General features: G+C 31.7%; 9 protein-coding genes and 1 pseudogene. 5 read left to right on the plus strand and 5 right to left on the minus strand.

Features of this window, described 5'->3' with window-relative positions; translation table 11 throughout:
• The 5 genes and pseudogenes from LX78_RS00005 to LX78_RS00025 form a co-directional block, all read right to left on the minus strand.
• A pseudogene (locus tag LX78_RS00005) lies at positions 1 to 712 on the minus strand (hypothetical protein); the annotation flags it as partial.
• Positions 713 to 935: 223 nt separating this feature from the next.
• Positions 936 to 1,973, minus strand: a complete 1,038-nt coding sequence (locus LX78_RS00010) for an aldo/keto reductase (protein WP_109680597.1) — start codon at positions 1,971 to 1,973, stop codon at positions 936 to 938.
• Positions 1,974 to 2,006: 33 nt separating this feature from the next.
• A complete protein-coding gene (locus LX78_RS00015; RefSeq protein ID WP_109680598.1) occupies positions 2,007 to 4,172 on the minus strand; it encodes a tetratricopeptide repeat protein in 2,166 nt (721 codons plus the stop codon).
• A gap of 18 nt (positions 4,173 to 4,190) precedes the next feature.
• Positions 4,191 to 5,150 (minus strand): OmpA/MotB family protein, encoded by a 960-nt coding sequence (locus LX78_RS00020; protein ID WP_109680599.1) that lies wholly within the window; start codon positions 5,148 to 5,150, stop codon positions 4,191 to 4,193.
• Positions 5,151 to 5,155: 5 nt separating this feature from the next.
• Positions 5,156 to 5,923, minus strand: a complete 768-nt coding sequence (locus LX78_RS00025) for an exodeoxyribonuclease III (protein WP_109680600.1) — start codon at positions 5,921 to 5,923, stop codon at positions 5,156 to 5,158.
• Between the two features lie 121 nt (positions 5,924 to 6,044).
• Between LX78_RS00025 and LX78_RS00030 the strand changes: the two genes are divergently transcribed.
• The 5 genes from LX78_RS00030 (at position 6,045) to LX78_RS00050 (ending at position 17,443) form a co-directional block, all read left to right on the plus strand.
• Entirely contained in the window at positions 6,045 to 9,479 is a 3,435-nt protein-coding gene (locus tag LX78_RS00030) for a hypothetical protein (protein WP_109680601.1), read from the plus strand.
• 56 nt (positions 9,480 to 9,535) lie between these two features.
• Positions 9,536 to 9,925, plus strand: coding sequence for a hypothetical protein (locus LX78_RS00035; protein WP_109680602.1), 390 nt, complete (start codon positions 9,536 to 9,538; stop codon positions 9,923 to 9,925).
• A 68-nt stretch (positions 9,926 to 9,993) separates the two neighbouring features.
• On the plus strand, positions 9,994 to 14,310 hold the full coding sequence (locus LX78_RS00040) for a CusA/CzcA family heavy metal efflux RND transporter (protein ID WP_109680603.1): 4,317 nt from the start codon (positions 9,994 to 9,996) through the stop codon (positions 14,308 to 14,310).
• 3 nt (positions 14,311 to 14,313) lie between these two features.
• Positions 14,314 to 15,459, plus strand: coding sequence for an efflux RND transporter periplasmic adaptor subunit (locus LX78_RS00045; RefSeq protein ID WP_109680604.1), 1,146 nt, complete (start codon positions 14,314 to 14,316; stop codon positions 15,457 to 15,459).
• A gap of 10 nt (positions 15,460 to 15,469) precedes the next feature.
• The gene (locus LX78_RS00050) at positions 15,470 to 17,443 is read left to right on the plus strand and encodes a heavy metal translocating P-type ATPase (RefSeq protein ID WP_109680605.1); all 1,974 of its coding nucleotides are present in this window, start codon (positions 15,470 to 15,472) and stop codon (positions 17,441 to 17,443) included.
• Positions 17,444 to 17,505: the final 62 nt, after the last annotated feature.

Here is a 17,505-nt window from a genome sequence, read left to right on the forward strand (position 1 = left end):
AACCTACATCCAAGTTATTTACTATATCTGTTCCTCCTGGTGTAGTTCCTACAGAAAGAGTATATCCTTGAGGAATTCCAGTGGCTGCTTGCCAACTCAAATTTTCGGTAATTGCTACACCTGTAGCTCCATTAAGAGGATTCATTAAAGCAGAACAAGATGGTGGATCTACCACAACTTGTGATGCTGTTACATTATCTATATAAAAATAGTAATCTCCAGAAAAATAATTATTTTCAAATCTTAATTTAAAATCGGAACCTGCTGGTATACTTGCTGCAGGTAATACAAAACTTATATTAGCACACGTATTTGAAGTTACATGATTTATATCATTAACAGCACCCATTGTAGTCCAAGTACCACCATTATTTGTAGAATATTGAATATTCAATTCTCCCCAACCTGGAGGAGTAGGGTCTACAGCAGCAGACCAATCAACAATTTTATAGTCGAAAGCAACTGTTAAATCTGTTCCATTAGACTCTCCAACAATATTAGGCGATATTAAGTCATCTGTTAAATTTGTAGCACTTAAGTTGGCTCTAACAGACACCACACTACAAGGTTGAAAAACGGATCCTGAATAACCTGCACCACTCCAACCTGGAGGTAGGGTTAATCCTGCGTCGAAATTTTCTACTAATCCTATTTGAGAAAATCCGAAGAAAGATATAATCCCAAATAAAAGTGAAAGTGTAATTTTTTTCATTTTAATGATAAATTATTGTTAGTTATTTAAATTAAAAAACTAGGCTAATAGAAAATACTATATAATAGTAAAATCATCAATAAAATAAATTTGGGACCAAGATTTGGAAATAAATAGGAAGCCTAAAGTAGATAAAAACTATAGTTTTATTACTGTCAGGTTATCTTTATTTGTCAAAATGTGCTTTTTTTTCGCTGAAGTGAAGTTGAAAAAAATATATTTATTAAGGAGAAGGGTTCGGAATTACAGTATGCACCTCATTAATTGAATCTATAATGTCCTGACTTAGAGCAATATGGATGCTTTCAATATTTTCATTTAGCTGTTCTAAAGTTGTTGCTCCAATAATATTACTTGTAACAAACGGTTGTTGCGTTACAAAAGCTAATGCCATTTGTGCTAGAGATAAATTATGTTCTTCAGCTAATTTTAGATATAGCTTGGTAGCTTGAGTAGATTGTTCGGAACTATATCTTGCAAACCTTGGAAATAGTTTTAATCTAGAATTATTTGCTGCAATTCCTTTTATATATTTTCCAGATAACACGCCAAATGCCATTGGCGAATAAGCCAATAACCCTATGCTCTCTCGCATTGAAATTTCTGCCATGTCGCCTTCAAAAACTCTATTTAATAAGGAATAGGCATTTTGAATGGTTCTTACTCGAGGCAAATTGTTTTTCTTAGATTCTTCTAAATAACGCATGGTTCCCCAAGCTTTTTCGTTTGAAATTCCTATGTGTCTAATTTTTCCTTCCTTAATAATTTCTTTTAATGAATGAAGAATCTCATTAAAATTATCTTGCCATCTATCTTCAGAATGATGCTTATAGTCTCTTATTCCAAAGGTATTAGTTTGTCTCTCTGGCCAATGAAGCTGATACAAATCTATATAGTCTGTTTTAAGTCTTTTTAAACTATTATTAACGGCATCATGCAAAGCTACATTACTAAATCCATTTGTTCTTATATGCGCTGTATAGTCTCCTGGTCCTGCTATTTTTGTAGCCAAAACTATTTTGTCTCTTTTTCCTGTTTTTTCAAACCAATTTCCTATAATTTTTTCTGTTTTAGCATATGTTTCTGCAGTTGCAGGGACTGGATACAATTCGGCACAGTCAAAAAAATTAATACCCTTATCTGTTGCTAAATCCATTTGAGCAAAACCTTCTTCTTGGGTGTTTTGGTTTCCCCAGGTCATTGTTCCTAAGCAAAGTTTACTTACTTTAATATCTGTATTTGGTAAAGTGGTATATTTCATTTTAATTTTTCAATTGAAAAGAGTTTAAAAATTTTATTGATTTGCATTAAGCTCTTGCATGATTATTTGAGCTTCATTAATCTTACCTTGTTCTTGATAAATTAACGCCAATAAATATTTATAATCTTGATTATTTTTTTCAAGCTTCAATGCTTTTTTAATGGTTTTTTCACCTTCAGAAAGATTTTTATTCTGATAATAATAAGTAGCTAAATTATACATTGACCTTGTGTTCGATGGCTCTAATTTAATTGCTTGATTTAAATCTTTAACAGCTAATTCAGGTTGTTGAATTTCAAAATATAGCAAAGCTCTTAGATAATATGTTCTGGCTAAATCTGGTTGTTTTGATATTGATATATTTAAAATGCTTAACGCTTCTTCTGGTTGCCCATTTAGACTATAGGCAGACGCTAGATTAGAATAAGCTGGGATTAATAAGCTATCTTTTTGCAAAGCCACTTTATAATGCTTTATGGCGTTATTAATATCATTATTTTGTAAATAATAATCTGCCAACTGCATTCTTCCTAACGAAAAATCAGCATTACTATTTAACATCTCTTCAAGTTCGTTTCTAGATTTTTTTAGTCCACTTACATCTATATCTGTAAGTGTATTTATATCTACTCCCAATAATAGTTTTGCTGCTCCAATTCTAACTAGTTTAGTTGTATCGTTAGCATGTTTTAGAGCTATTCCCAATCTGTCTTGCAAACTAAATGCATCAAATTTTTGTAAGCTATGAAATCTAACTAAAGGTGAAGGGTCTTCTAACCCTTTAAGTATAGCTTCAAAATCTTGTGGTTTGGTAATTTCTATATTATCAATAATAGTTGCTCTTGCTATAGCTGGAAAGTTTAAATCGTTAATAAATACATCTAAAGATTCACGTTCTTTATCTGAAATATTATCACGATTGCTCAACAACAAAGCATCGGAAAAATGCTCCTGTCTCTTTGTCCCATACCATTCTACCACTTTATTTGCAGCCCATTTATTCGACTTATCGTTATGACACGTATTACAAGCATTTGGAGTGCCATAAGTAACACTTTGGTCTGGTCTTGGAACTCTAAAGCTATGATCTCTTCTATAATCAACTCCCATATAAGTTACACCTGTCATATGGCAATTTATACATTGAGAACTTTCTGTATTTTGTGTATGAAAATGATGTGAAGGCGTATCATATTTTGGCTCATGACATTGCATACACAAATTATTTCCAACTTCTTTTAATTTTAAAGTATGAGCATCATGACAATCAGTACATGTAACATCATTATGGTACATTTTACTTTGAACAAAAGAACCAAACACATAATCTTCTTGATCTATTTGACCATCTCCATGATAAAATTCATCAGATAAACTTTGAAGCAAATATTGGTCTTCAAAATATTTACCAGGAATCATGTTTTGAGTTAATTTAGACCTTCTGGAATGACAAGGCGCACACATATTCATTTGATTGAATTGTGATTTTCCTGATAAGATATATTTTTTATTATCTAAAGTGTCTTGAATTGTATTTGCCCAGTTAACATGCTGTTCGGCTGGACCATGACAACTTTCGCAGTTTACATTTATATAAGAATATGTTGTGTTAAATGCATCTTCCTCAACTATATAATTCTTTTTTAAATTGGTTGAATGACATTCGGCACACATGGTATTCCAATTCTGTGAACTTTTTGTCCAATGCATCCAATCATGTGGACTGAATTTATCTCCAGGATATTGATGATACCATTTTTTATTAATTACATCCCAAGTAACTCTTAATACTTGCTTTTTTCCATTATCGAAATCTGCTATATATTGCTGTAATGGTGTTACTCCAAAAGTGTAAGAAATTTTATATTCTATCTCACTTCCATCTATCTCTTTAACCTGAACAATATAATCTTCATTATTCCTTGTAAAAAAATAAGACACACCATCTAGTGTTATACTTACATTATTAAAATCTGCAAGTACTGTCGTTTCATCAGCAATTTGCATTGCTAAATCATGGTCTGAGCCTTTCCAAGAATCAACTGCATCTTTATGGCAAGAAACACATTGAGTGTCTCCAATATAACCATCTTTATGAACCGATTTTATTTGATCTTTTTCAACATACGAATCCTTTTTAGAATTGTTTGAACACGCAACAATAAATAGGGTAAGTACAATCCAAAAAAGGTTTTTCATATAAAGCAAAATGATTTATTATTCTTTGTTTAGCAATTTAGTGATTTCGTCTAACTTTGGAGTTAAAATAACCTCAATACGTCTGTTTTTTGCTTTACCTTCAGCAGTTTCGTTTGTTGCAATTGGAGCATATTCTCCTCTTCCTGCAGCAGTTAAACTTTCTGGATTAATATTAGCATTTTCTCTTAATATTTCTACAATAGCAGTTGCACGCTTGGTAGATAAATCCCAGTTACCAGATAAGGTTGCGTTTCCTGAATAAGGCACATTATCCGTATGTCCTTCTATAAGCACATTAATATCTGGATTATCAGCAAGTACGCTTCCTAATTGTTTAACGGCTTTTTTTCCTTCTACTCCAACAGCCCAACTTCCAGATTGGAATAACAGTTTGTTTTCCATGGACACATATACTTTTCCGTCTCTTTGTTCTACTGTTAATCCTTTACCTTCAAAATCTATTAAGGCTCTTGAGATAGCATTTTTTAGTTCAGTCATGGCTGCATCTTTGGCAGCAATCATACTCTCTAATTCAACCACACGATTTGAACGTGCTTCTAATTCTGTTTTCAAAGCTTCTAATCTAGCATTTTCTGCTTCTAGTGCGTTTTCTTTAGCTTCTAATTGTGCTAACAATTCTTTGTTTTTCTGAACATTTTCTGCAATTGCTGAAGAGCTGTTTTTTTCTAAGGCTTCATAAGATGCTTTTAAGTTATCTAGGTTTGCTTTAGTCGCATTATAATCTCCTTGTATTTTGTCTCGATCTGCTATAGCTTCGTTATAGGCATCTCGCAATTGACTTAACTCGTTTTCTGCAGTATTTTTAGCGTTTAATAAGCTTTCGTTTTCTTCAGCTAATTGTTTATTTTCATCTTTTAAAACTCCGTACTTGCTTTCTAAGTCTTTATAAACTTTAGGTGAAACACAAGATGATAATAAAACTCCAAAGGTTAAGGTGTATAAAATGTATTTTTTCATTTTTATTAATTTTTATTTTCTACTTCAACTAAAATAGGACAATGGTCACTATGTACTGCTTCCGAAAGTATAACGGCTCTTTTTATTTTTTCTTGTAACGGCTTTGCTACCATAGCATAATCTAAACGCCAACCTTTATTATTCGCCCTAGAATTTGCGCGATAACTCCACCAGCTATACTCTTGTTTTTCATGATGTAAATAGCGAAAAGAGTCAATAAAACCACTGTCAATAAAATTTCCGAGCCACTCTCTTTCTTCTGGTAAAAAACCTGAAACACCTTTCATTTTTGGGTTATGAATATCTATCTCTTCGTGACAAATATTGTAATCGCCACAGATAATTAGATTTGGAATCTTTTTTCGCAACTTATTTACAAAGTCTTGAAACATATCCATATAATCAAACTTGTGTTGTAATCTAGCATCATTAGTTCCTGATGGCAGATATAAACTCATTACTGAAATACCATCGAAATCTGCTCGAATATTTCTACCTTCAAAATCCATAGATTCTATTCCTGTCCCAAATTCTACATGATTGGGTTTTGTTTTGCTTAAAATAGCAACACCACTATAGCCTTTTTTTTGCGCACTAAACCAATAATGGTATTTGTAACCAGCTTCTTCAAATAAACTTAAATCCAACTGCTCTTCCATTGCTTTAATCTCCTGCAAACAAATAACATCTGGGCTTGCTGCTTTTAGCCAAGCAATAAAGCCTTTATTTAGTGCTGCACGAATGCCATTAACATTATAAGAAATGATTTTCATTTTAATGATATAAGAATTTCAGCTAAAATAAATAATGCTTTACATTTACACTATTAATTTAAAAACGTTTTAACAAAAGCTATCAACAAAATATTTTTATTGATATGTAGTTTACTACTTCATGAAGTTAATACTCCAATTAATGATACTTCTCTTTGGTGTTTGTGCATTTGCTCAAGATCAAAATTCTAATTACAGAACTAAAACAGTTGCTGTTAGAGATTCTATTGTTATTGATAGTGTTAGTATTAATTCAAACTTTTTTACTCTTAAAAAAAAAGACAGTTCTTTTGTTGATACTTCCTTTTATGATATTGATTTTGAAAATGCTATTTTAACAATTAAGAAACCTATTGAAACAGATTCATTAATTGTTAATTATTTAAAATATCCTGAATACTTAACCAAAACCTATAGACAAATAAGCGATAGTATTATTGTAGAGAATACAGGAAATCTTGCAAAACTTTATAAACTTTCTCAACCAAGTGAGAAAAAGACATTTACTCCTTTCGATGGTCTTTCAACTTCTGGTAGTATTTCTAGAGGTGTTGTAATTGGTAATAATCAAAATTCAGTTTTAAATAGCGAATTAGACTTACAAATTACGGGAAAATTAAGTGAGAAAGTGTCTTTAAGAGCTTCTATACAAGATGCTAATGTACCTTTACAAGAAAGTGGTTATTCGCAAAGATTAGATGAATTTGATCAGGTTTTTATTGAACTTTTTAGTGATAACTGGAAGATTCGTGCTGGAGATATTGATTTAGCAAACCCTTATTCTTACTATGGAAACTTTTCGAAACGTGTACAAGGTTTATCCATAGGTGCAACTTTACATCATCCAGAATCAAGCACCAATTTATTTGCCTCTGGTGCTTTAGTTAGAGGTCAATTTACAACCAGCCAGTTTACAGCTCAAGAAGGAAATCAAGGTCCTTATAAATTAAAAGGTCCAAACGAAGAATTATACGTGCTTATAGTCTCTGGAAGTGAAACAGTTTATGTTAATGGTATTGCTTTAGAACGTGGTGAATACAACGATTATATAATTGATTATAATGCAGGTGAAATTATTTTCAACGCTACTTTTCCTGTTACATCCGAAATGAGAGTGACTGTAGATTACCAATATAGCGATAGAAATTATTCGCGTTTAGTAGTTTTTGGTGGAGGTAGATACGAAAGTGAAAATTTAATTGTTGGTGCCTCTATTTATAGTGAAAGTGATTCAAAAAACAACCCTTTACAACAAAATTTATCTGCCGAACAAGTTGAAACTTTAGCTGAAGCTGGAGACGATAGAACCAAAATGGTAGCACCTTCCATTACACCTGAAGCCTATAACGAAAATAGAATTCTTTATAAAAAAGAAATTATTAATGGTGTTGAAGCTCTTGTTTTTTCTAACAATCCAGACGATGAATTATATAGTGCTCGTTTTACTTTGGTTGGAGATAATCTTGGAAATTACATTATAAGTAGTAATGATGCCATTAATACCATTTTCGAATATATTGAACCTATTGCTGGTGTACCTCAAGGTAATTACGAACCTATAATACAATTGGTAGCTCCTACTAAATTACAAATGGCAATTGTAAATGGAGCTTATAAGCCTTCAGAAAAAACAAGTATTGATTTTGAAGTTGCTGGAAGTAAAAACGATTTAAATTTATTTTCAACTATTGATGATGATAATAATGATGGTTTTGCTGGAAAACTTAGAGTTAATCAAGCTATCATTAAAAATGATAGTCTTTGGAACTTAAGCGCTTTTGCTGATACTGATTATATTCAAGAAGATTTTAGATCTATTCAAAGAATTTACAATGCCGAATTTAATAGAGATTGGAATCTAGGTAGTACAACAAGTCCAACAACTGCAACTAGTTTAGGCACTCAAACATTTATAAAAACTGGTGCTCAAGCTTTCCATAACCAAAAAGGTATAGCTAGTTACCAGTTTGAATACTTAAACTATTCTAAAAACTTTAATGGAAATAGACATATTGTTTCAGCCAATTTAATGCTTAATAAATGGCAAATTGTTTCGCAATCAAGTTTGTTAAACACCACCTCGACAACAAATAATTCGACGTTTTTTAGAACTTATAACTTAATAACTTATAGCTATAAACATGGTTGGACTGGAACAAAGTTGGCTATGGAAGATAACCAAGACAAAGAAAAGGAAACAGAAGCCTTTTTACCAAATAGTCAAAAATATAAATCTTACGAAGTCTTTACAGGAATTGGAGATAGTACCAGTGTTTTTGCTGAAATTGGCTATAAATTTCGTGTAAACGATAGTATTAGAAACAATCTATTAACAAAAGTAAACTCTTCTAACACCTACTATGTTGATTCTAGAATTATTCAAAACGAGCGCACAAATTTATCGCTTTATGCAAATTATAGAATATTAAACAATTCAGATAAAACTATAGAAAACGAACAATCTTTAAATTCTAGAATACAATATAGTCAACGCTTTATTAAACAGTTTTTCTTATGGAATACTGTTTACGAAACAAATTCTGGAACCTTGCCTCAACAAGATTTTACCTTTGTTGAAGTAGAGCCAGGACAAGGAAATTACACATGGATAGATTATAACGGAAATGGTATTCAGGAATTAGAAGAGTTTGAAATTGCACAATTTCAAGATCAAGGAAAATATATTCGTGTATTACTGCCTAACCAAGTATTTATTAAAACCCATCAAAATAGATTAAGCCAGACATTAACAATCAATCCACAACAATGGTCGAGTGAAGTTAGTGGTATGAAAAAAGTCTTATCTCATTTATACAATCAAACATCTTATATTGTTGACAGAAAAAATAAACGTGAAGGAAACGATATTAATTTAAATCCATTTAAAAGTGATCCAGACACCGAATTAGGACTCCAACTTAATTTTAGAAATGTCTTGTTCTTTAATCGAGGTAAGCAACATTATACAACCTCTTATACGTTCTTAAAAAACGACACTCGAAATATTCTAACCGTTGGCTATATTGAAAATTCGTTAATAAACCACATTTTACAATTCAATCATAAATTTGCACTAAACTGGTTGATAAATTTCCAGACAAGCTTAAATAATACAGAGAGTATTAGCGAAAATTTTGCTAGCAAAAATTATAATATAGATGGCGCAAATGTCAACCCAAAGCTATCTTATTTATTAAACGATTTTACACGTTTTGATGTGTTTTATCAATACACTAGTAAAAAGAATACCATAGGTGGTTTAGAAACTTTAAAACAACAAAACTATGGCGTCTCCTTTTCATTTACTAACTTTCAAAAAATGTCTATAATTGGAGAGTTTAATTACTTTTCAAACGATTTTATTGGAAATTCAAACTCACCTGTTGCTTATCAAATGATGGAAGGTTTACAACCTGGAAAAAATTACACATGGAGTTTATTAGCACAAAAGAAAATTACGTCCTTTCTAGATTTAAACCTCAACTATCTTGGTAGAAAAAGCGAAACCAGTAAGGTTATTCATACCGGAAGTATTCAATTAAAAGCCTACTTTTAGTACATGTAACTTATGTTACGTTTTAAGCAATAATTTTTCGTAGCTTTGTAATGTAAATGAACAAGCTAATAGCCATAACATATTCTTTCTTGATTCTTGTACAAAGTTTCAATTTTAGTTTTGAAGACTTTTCAAAACTAAGCGTGTTGTTAGAACATGCAGAATATCATCAAGAAAATTATGGCGATTCTTTTTTAGATTTTATATCTGAACACTATGGAGAATCTAAGTTTGCTCATGGCAACAATCATGAAGAACATGAAGATTTACCCTTCAAGCATCAACATCAAACATGTGCTCATACTAATGCTGCATTTACTCTGCCAACATTAAATTTTACTTTGGAATACCAACCATTTATTGAAATTCCTTGTAACTTCTATTATAAAGAATCTTCTTCTTTATTCGAAAAATCTTCTGTTTTCCAGCCTCCAAAATTCGCATAATTCAATTGCAGTAAAATCAAATTTATTAGCTATTTCTTAATAGCTTAATCCATTTTATACAATGAATTATGTTAGAACATATAATCAAATTCAGTTTAAAGAATAAACTCATTATTCTTCTCTTCATGGTCTTTGTTGCTGGTTTTGGAATATTCTCCATTACTCAAATTCCTATTGGAGCCGTTCCAGATATTACCAACAATCAAGTACAAGTTATTACAACTTCTAGAAATTTATCGACTCAAGATGTAGAGCAATTTATTACTTATCCAGTCGAGTTAGAAATGGCTAATTTACCTGGAGTTGTAGAAATTCGTTCAGTTTCAAAGTTTGGCCTTTCAGTAGTAACCATTGTCTTCGAAGATGATTTAGGAACTTATTTACCTAGACAATTAATCGCAGAGAAAATTAAGTCTGCTTCCGAGAAAATTCCTGAAGGTTTTGGCTCTCCAGAAATGGGACCAATAACTACTGGTTTGGGAGAGATTTACCAATACATATTAGATGTTAAACCTGAATTTAAAGACAACTATTCTATTACCGATTTAAGAACCATCCAAGATTGGATTGTAAAACGCCAATTGTCTGGAATTCCAGGAGTCGTTGAAGTGAATACTTGGGGAGGCTATTTAAAACAATACGAAGTTGCTATTAATTCTAAGAAACTTCATGCCATGCAGATTTCTATTTCGGAAATTTATGATGCCTTAGAAAAAAATAATAGTGTTGCTGGTGGAGGTTATATTGAAAAAACTAATCAAGCCTTTTTTATTCGTGGTGAAGGTTTAGTAGGTAGCTTAGCAGATATTGAAAATATTGTTGTTAAAAACAATGATGTTCCCATTTTTATCAAAGATGTTGCTAAAGTAGGTTTTGGAAATGCTACAAGGTTTGGAGCCATTACAGGAAATGGTGAAGGAGAAAAAGTTCTTGGGCAAATAATGATGCTTAAAGATGGTAACTCAAAACAAATAATAGACAATGTAAAAGATCGCATAAAATCGATACAAAATTCACTGCCAGAAGGTGTTTATATAAATGGGTTTTTAGAGCGAAGTGAGTTAATAAATAAGACCACATTTACCGTTGCCGAAAATCTAATTTTAGGATCTCTCATAGTAATTTTTGTAGTCGTATTATTATTAGGTAATTGGCGTTCTGGGCTAGTAGTAGCTTCTGTAATTCCTTTAAGTTTACTATTTGCTATTTCCTTAATGAATCTCTTTGGAGTCGATGCTAATTTAATGAGTCTTGGAGCTATCGATTTCGGAATTATAATCGATGGAGCAGTAATTATTGTTGAATATATTGCCTTCCAAATTACGGCTCAAAGTGCTAAAATTACCTCGCTCTCTAAAAAAGACCAACAAGCAGATATTGATACCATTACTTTAAAAAGTTCGTCTAGAATGATGAATTCTGCCATCTTTGGACAGCTTATTATATTAATTGTTTTTATTCCAATATTATCGTTAAGTGGCATTGAAGGAAAAATGTTTAAACCTATGGCAATGACTTTTAGTTTTGCACTAATTGGAGCCATGATTTTCTGTTTAACATATGTACCAGTAATTTCTTCTATGTTTTTAAAACCTAGCATTCAAAGTGATAAAAATATATCTGTAAGGCTCATGGCTTATTTAAACAAAGTCTACAAACCAATAATTAATTGGGCCTTGTTAAACAAAAGAATCGTTATTTCACTTTCGGTTATTTTATTAGCTTCAAGTATTTGGATTTTTAGTAGAATGGGAGGTGAATTTGTACCAACTTTAGATGAGGGCGATTTTGTAATACAACCTGTTTTAAAAACCGGAACATCACTAAGCAAAACCATAGAAATTACTACAAGAATCGAGCAAATCTTATTAGATAATTTCCCTGAAGTAGAACAAGTAGTTAGTAGAATTGGAGCTGCCGAAGTTCCTACAGATCCAATGTCTATGGAAGAAAGCGATGTTATTATAAAACTAAAACCTAAAGATGAATGGATTAATGCTTCTAGCAAAGACGAATTGGCAGATAAGTTTAAAGAAGCATTAGAAGTTATTCCTGAAATGGAAGTTGAATTTACACAACCAATAGAAATGCGCTTTAATGAGTTAATTACTGGTGTTCGTGCAGATGTTGCTATTAAAATTTTTGGTGAAGATCTAACTGTTCTTGCCAATAAAGCTAATGAAATTAAAAGTCTTATTGAAAATGTTGAAGGCGCTTCAGATATCATCATAGAAAAGGTTGAAGGTTTACCACAAATGAGCGTTAAATTCAACCGAAGTAAGATTGCCAGATATGGCTTAAATATTGCCGATTTAAATCAAATAATTACAATGGGGTTTTCAGGTGATGCTGTTGGCTCTGTCTTTGAAGGCGAAAAACGTTTTGATTTAGTTATTCGCTTAGAAGAAGCACATAGAAAAGATCTTGAAAGCCTTGAAAATTTGTATGTTGATTTACCTAATAACGAAGGAAAAATTCCTTTAAGCGAATTGGCTGATATTACCTATACAACTGGTCCAGCAAAAATATCTAGAGACGATACTAAACGACGTGTTGTTGTAGGCATCAATGTTAGAAATAGAGATTTACAATCTGTTGTGGACGATGTACAAAAAATTATAGACAGTAAATTAAAACTTCCTGCTGGATACAGTATCACTTATGGAGGGCAATTCGAAAACTTACAAAGTGCCAAAGCACGCTTAATGATTGCCGTTCCTATAGCTTTAGTGCTCATTTTTGTGCTACTTTATTTTGCTTTCAATTCGGCAAAAGACGCCTTACTTATTTATTCTGCTATTCCACTTTCGGCTGTTGGAGGTATCCTTTTATTATGGTTTAGAGATTTACCTTTTAGTATTTCGGCAGGAGTTGGTTTTATAGCCTTATTTGGTATTGCTGTATTAAATGGCATTGTACTTATTGAACATTTTAAAGAGCTGAAAGAGCAAGGTGTTAAAAATATTGAGGAACGCATAAAACGTGGCACAAGCGAGCGTTTAAGACCAGTTTTACTAACAGCAGCAGCTGCAGCACTTGGATTTTTACCTATGGCAATATCTACTAATGCAGGAGCCGAAGTCCAACGTCCTTTAGCAACTGTTGTTATTGGTGGTTTGGTTAGTGCAACTATTTTAACCCTTGTGGTACTTCCTGTTTTGTATGCTTGGGCTGAACAAAAAAAAGAACTTAAAATGAATAAAAAAGGAATTGTCTCAATAGCTGTTTTACTAATATCATTTGGGTTAAGTGCACAACAAAGTCCAATAGATATCAATCAAGCTTTAGAACTTGCAATTAACAATAATTCGGGTTTGAAAGCCTCTTCATTAAAAGTAGATGAAGCTGAATCTCTTATTGGTAGCGCTTTTACTTTCGATAAAACATCTGTTTATTACAGTTATGACGAAAGTAATTTGGGGCAAAACAATAGGCCATTAAACACCTTTGGCATTTCGCAAGACTTTAAATTTCCAACCGTTTATTTTGCTGAAAAAAAAGTTAACAATGCACAATACCAAATGCAAACATCTAAGTATAACATAACACTTCAAAACTTAAAAAAGGATGTGTACGCTGGATATTATCAATTAAGTTATGCTAAGAATAAAGCAAAAACTTATCAGGTTTTAGATAGTTTATATCAAAATTTTGCTAAATCTGCTGAACGTCGTTTCGAATTAGGTGAAACTAATTATTTAGAAATGATAACTGCTCAATCTAAACAAAAGCAATTGGAAACTCTCTATAAACAAGCTTTGCAAGATATTGTCTTAGCTAAAGAGCAATTAAAAAAAGTAATACAAACAGATACACTTATTATAGTTGATGAACCTTTAATAAAATTAGAATTACAAGGTATTACTCCAAAAGAAAATGTTGGTTTACTATATTTTGAAGATTCTAAAAACTATTACAAAGCTTTAATAGTAAAAGAAAAACAAAGTTTACTTCCCGATTTAAACGCAGAATATTTTCAAGGGTCTAATAGTGGGTTAAATCAAAATTTAATAGGCTACCAATTCGGACTTAAATTACCCTTATTTTTTAAAGGACATAACTCTAAAATTAAAGCCTCAATAATAGCTCAAGAAATTATAGAAGAACAAGAGCAAGATTATAAAGTAAAACTAAACACAGAATATCAATCACTTTTGGCGAAGCTTCAGCAGAATGAAGAAGCTATAAATTATTATAATAGTCAAGGGAAAAAGCTTTCAGAAGAAATAGTAAAAACTGCAGAAAGAACTTTTAAAGAAGGTGAAATTGATTTCTTTCAATACATACAAAGTATTGAAACAGCTAAAGAAATAGTACTTACGTATCTCGATAATTTAAACACATACAATCAAACAATAATTGCTATCAATTATTTAATTTTATAAAAAATGAAAAACCTATATATCCTTATATTTTCATTGGTTTTAATAGCCTGTGGAAATTCAGAAAAAAACATAGAAACTGTTGAAGAAATTCAAACAGGCTCAAATGAAATAGACATTACCAAAGAACAATTTAAAGGTGAAAAAATGGCTTTTGGTTCGCTTACAGAACAAGAATTTAACGAAACCGTAAAAACCAATGGCATGATAGATGTTCCTCCTCATAACAAGTCTAGTGTCACATCTTTTTTTGGAGGTTATATTACCAAAACACCATTATTGGTTGGAGATAAAGTGGTGAAAGGACAATTATTGGTAACTCTTGAAAATACTGAATATGTAGAAATACAACAAAACTATTTAGAAGTTGCCGAACAATTAAACTATTTAAAATCTGAGTTTACCAGACAAAAAACCTTATTCGACGAAAACATCACCTCAGAAAAAAACTTCTTAAAAGCCGAAAGCACTTATAAAAGTAATTTAGCTCATTACAATGGTTTGCGTAAAAAACTTGAAATGATGCATATAAATCCCATTTCTGTTGAACAAGGACATATTTCTTCAACCATTAATATATATGCTCCAATAGAAGGCCATGTTACAAAAGTAAATGTTAGTAATGGCACGTATGTTTCTCCTGCAGATATTATTATGGAAATAGTAGATACAGACCACATACATTTAGAACTTTCTATTTTTGAAAAAGACATTTTAAAAATTAAAAAAGACCAAGACATTCTATTTACAATCCCAGAAGCTTCAAACAAAACTTTTGTTGCAGAAGTTCATTTGGTTGGAACAACAATAGACGAAAAAAGTAGACGAGTAAAGGTTCATGGGCATATTGATAATACACAAACAAACTTTATTGTTGGTATGTTTGTGGAAGCTGAAATTTTAGTTAAAAGCCGTAAAAGTTCAGCTTTACCTAAAGAAGCTATTATTAATCTAGAAAATGAATTTTATGTATTAGTTTTAAAAAATGAAACTGAAACAGAATTTCATTTGGAAAAAGTTAAAATTGAAAAAGGAAACGAAACAGAAGCTTTTGTTGAAATTTTAAACATAGATGCTCTAAATGACAAGCAAATTTTAACAAAAGGCACATATATGCTACTAAATGAAGGAGGTGGAGGTCACGACCATTAATTAGAATTGTATGAATAAACACAAAGAGAATACTCATAATCACGAACATGGTGGCATTTTTGGAAAGAAAACAGAACTCTATTTTTCAATTCTTTGTGGTGTCTTTTTAATTCTTGGATTTGCATTCGAAAAAACAAATCTGGGGTCTTTTTGGGTTTATCAATCGAGTTATATCATTGCTTACTTTTTTGGTGGCTACTTTATAAGTATTGAAGCAACTCAAAAAATGTCTAAAGGTGGCTTCGATATCGATTTTTTAATGATTGCTGCTGCTATTGGAGCTGCTTATATTGGTAGTTGGGCAGAAGGTGCATTGCTATTATTTCTGTTTAGTTTAGGCCATGCTTTAGAAAGTTATGCCATGAACAAGGCTACAAAATCTATTGAAGCTTTAGGCGATTTATCGCCAAATACTGCACTTGTAAAAGAAGATGGGAAACTAGTAGAAACACCAATAGATCAATTAAAAATAAACGATGTTATTGTTGTACAGCCTCACACAAAAATTGCAGCAGATGGTGTTATTATAGCAGGTAGTAGCAGTATTAATCAGGCTCCAATTACTGGAGAAAGCATGCCTGTGGACAAAATGGCTATTCCAAGTATTGAAAATTTACCAGATTTTAAAGATATTGACAAAACTCATATTGCATTTACTGGAACTATTAATGGAGATGGCCATATTGAGGTTCTGGTATTAAAGCTAAGTAAAGATTCAACAGTTGCTCGTTTAATTAAAATGGTAAGCGAAGTTGAAACACAGAAGTCGCCAACCCAACGTCTTACAAAGAAGTTCGAAAAAATTTATGTGCCTATTGTTATATTATTAGTTAGTATTTTGTGCTTTGCGCATCTTATTATAGACGAATCATTTCAAGAGAGTTTGTATCGAGCCATAACAGTTTTAGTAGCAGCAAGTCCTTGTGCTTTGGCTATTTCTACTCCAAGTGCAGTTTTAAGTGGAATTGCTAGAGCTGCGCAAAAAGGGGTTTTAATAAAAGGTGGAAAAGCTCTGGAAGATTTAGGCATGATTACAACTATTGCTTTCGATAAAACTGGAACGCTTACCGAAGGTAAACCTAAGCTAACTAACGTTATTACTTTTAAAGGTTTTAAAGAAACAGACTTTGTACAATTAGTTTTAGAGGTTGAAAGTTTAAGCAATCATCCACTAGCTAAAGCAATTTCTAAAGATCTTATGGAAAAATATAACATTGATTATTTAGGAAATGCTTCTGAAATAAATGCCATTCAAGGAAAAGGCATTCAAGCTATTTATGAAAATGAAAGTGTATTTATTGGAAATACTTTACTTATGCTAGACGAAGGTATTTCGGTTGAAGATTCCATCACTTCTAAAATGAATGATTTATTGGAACAAGGACATACTGTGATGCTTGTAGCATTTAAAAATGATATTATTGGTTTGATTAGCGTCATGGACGTTCCAAGAAAAACAGCAGTAAGCACTTTGAAGCGATTAAAAGAAATTGGCATCAAACGAATGATTATGCTCACTGGAGATCACCAAAATGTAGGAGACACCATAGCAAAACAGATAGGTTTAACCGAAGCCAAAGGTAATTTACTCCCAGAAGACAAAGTTGCAGTTATAAAAAAACTTCTAAAAGAAGATAAAAAAATAGCCATGGTTGGCGATGGTGTTAACGATGCTCCAGCAATGGCTTTAAGCACAGTTAGTGTAGCTATGGGAGCAGCAGGAAGCGATGTGGCTCTAGAAACTGCAGACGTTGCCTTGATGTCTGATAAAATTGAAAGACTTCCCTTTGTTATTGGTTTAAGCAGAGAATCTAAACGTATTATAAAACAAAATATTTTTATAAGTTTAGGAGTGGTTGCTTTGTTAGTTCCTGTTACTATTTTAGGACTTACCAATATTGGCTTAGCTGTACTTTTTCATGAAGGTTCAACCATAGTTGTTGTAATAAATGCCTTGCGATTACTTCGATATAAATTAGATTAAAAAAATAAAACTCCCAAACTAAATTAGCTTGGGAGTTTTATTTTTAAAGATTCTTTGTAAAG

It is taken from the genome of Xanthomarina spongicola (assembly GCF_003148645.1).
GTDB lineage: Bacteria > Bacteroidota > Bacteroidia > Flavobacteriales > Flavobacteriaceae > Xanthomarina > Xanthomarina spongicola.

What these genes read in the sequence shown, in the direction of transcription:
- LX78_RS00025 (WP_109680600.1), bottom strand. Translation starts at nt 5,923, where the DNA reads ATGAAAATCATTTCTTATAATGTTAATGGCATTCGTGCAGCACTAAAT.
- LX78_RS00045 (WP_109680604.1), top strand. Translation starts at nt 14,314, where the DNA reads ATGAAAAACCTATATATCCTTATATTTTCATTGGTTTTAATAGCCTGT.
- LX78_RS00040 (WP_109680603.1), top strand. Translation starts at nt 9,994, where the DNA reads ATGTTAGAACATATAATCAAATTCAGTTTAAAGAATAAACTCATTATT.
- LX78_RS00050 (WP_109680605.1), top strand. Translation starts at nt 15,470, where the DNA reads ATGAATAAACACAAAGAGAATACTCATAATCACGAACATGGTGGCATT.
- LX78_RS00015 (WP_109680598.1), bottom strand. Translation starts at nt 4,172, where the DNA reads ATGAAAAACCTTTTTTGGATTGTACTTACCCTATTTATTGTTGCGTGT.
- LX78_RS00035 (WP_109680602.1), top strand. Translation starts at nt 9,536, where the DNA reads ATGAACAAGCTAATAGCCATAACATATTCTTTCTTGATTCTTGTACAA.
- LX78_RS00010 (WP_109680597.1), bottom strand. Translation starts at nt 1,973, where the DNA reads ATGAAATATACCACTTTACCAAATACAGATATTAAAGTAAGTAAACTT.
- LX78_RS00030 (WP_109680601.1), top strand. Translation starts at nt 6,045, where the DNA reads ATGAAGTTAATACTCCAATTAATGATACTTCTCTTTGGTGTTTGTGCA.
- LX78_RS00020 (WP_109680599.1), bottom strand. Translation starts at nt 5,150, where the DNA reads ATGAAAAAATACATTTTATACACCTTAACCTTTGGAGTTTTATTATCA.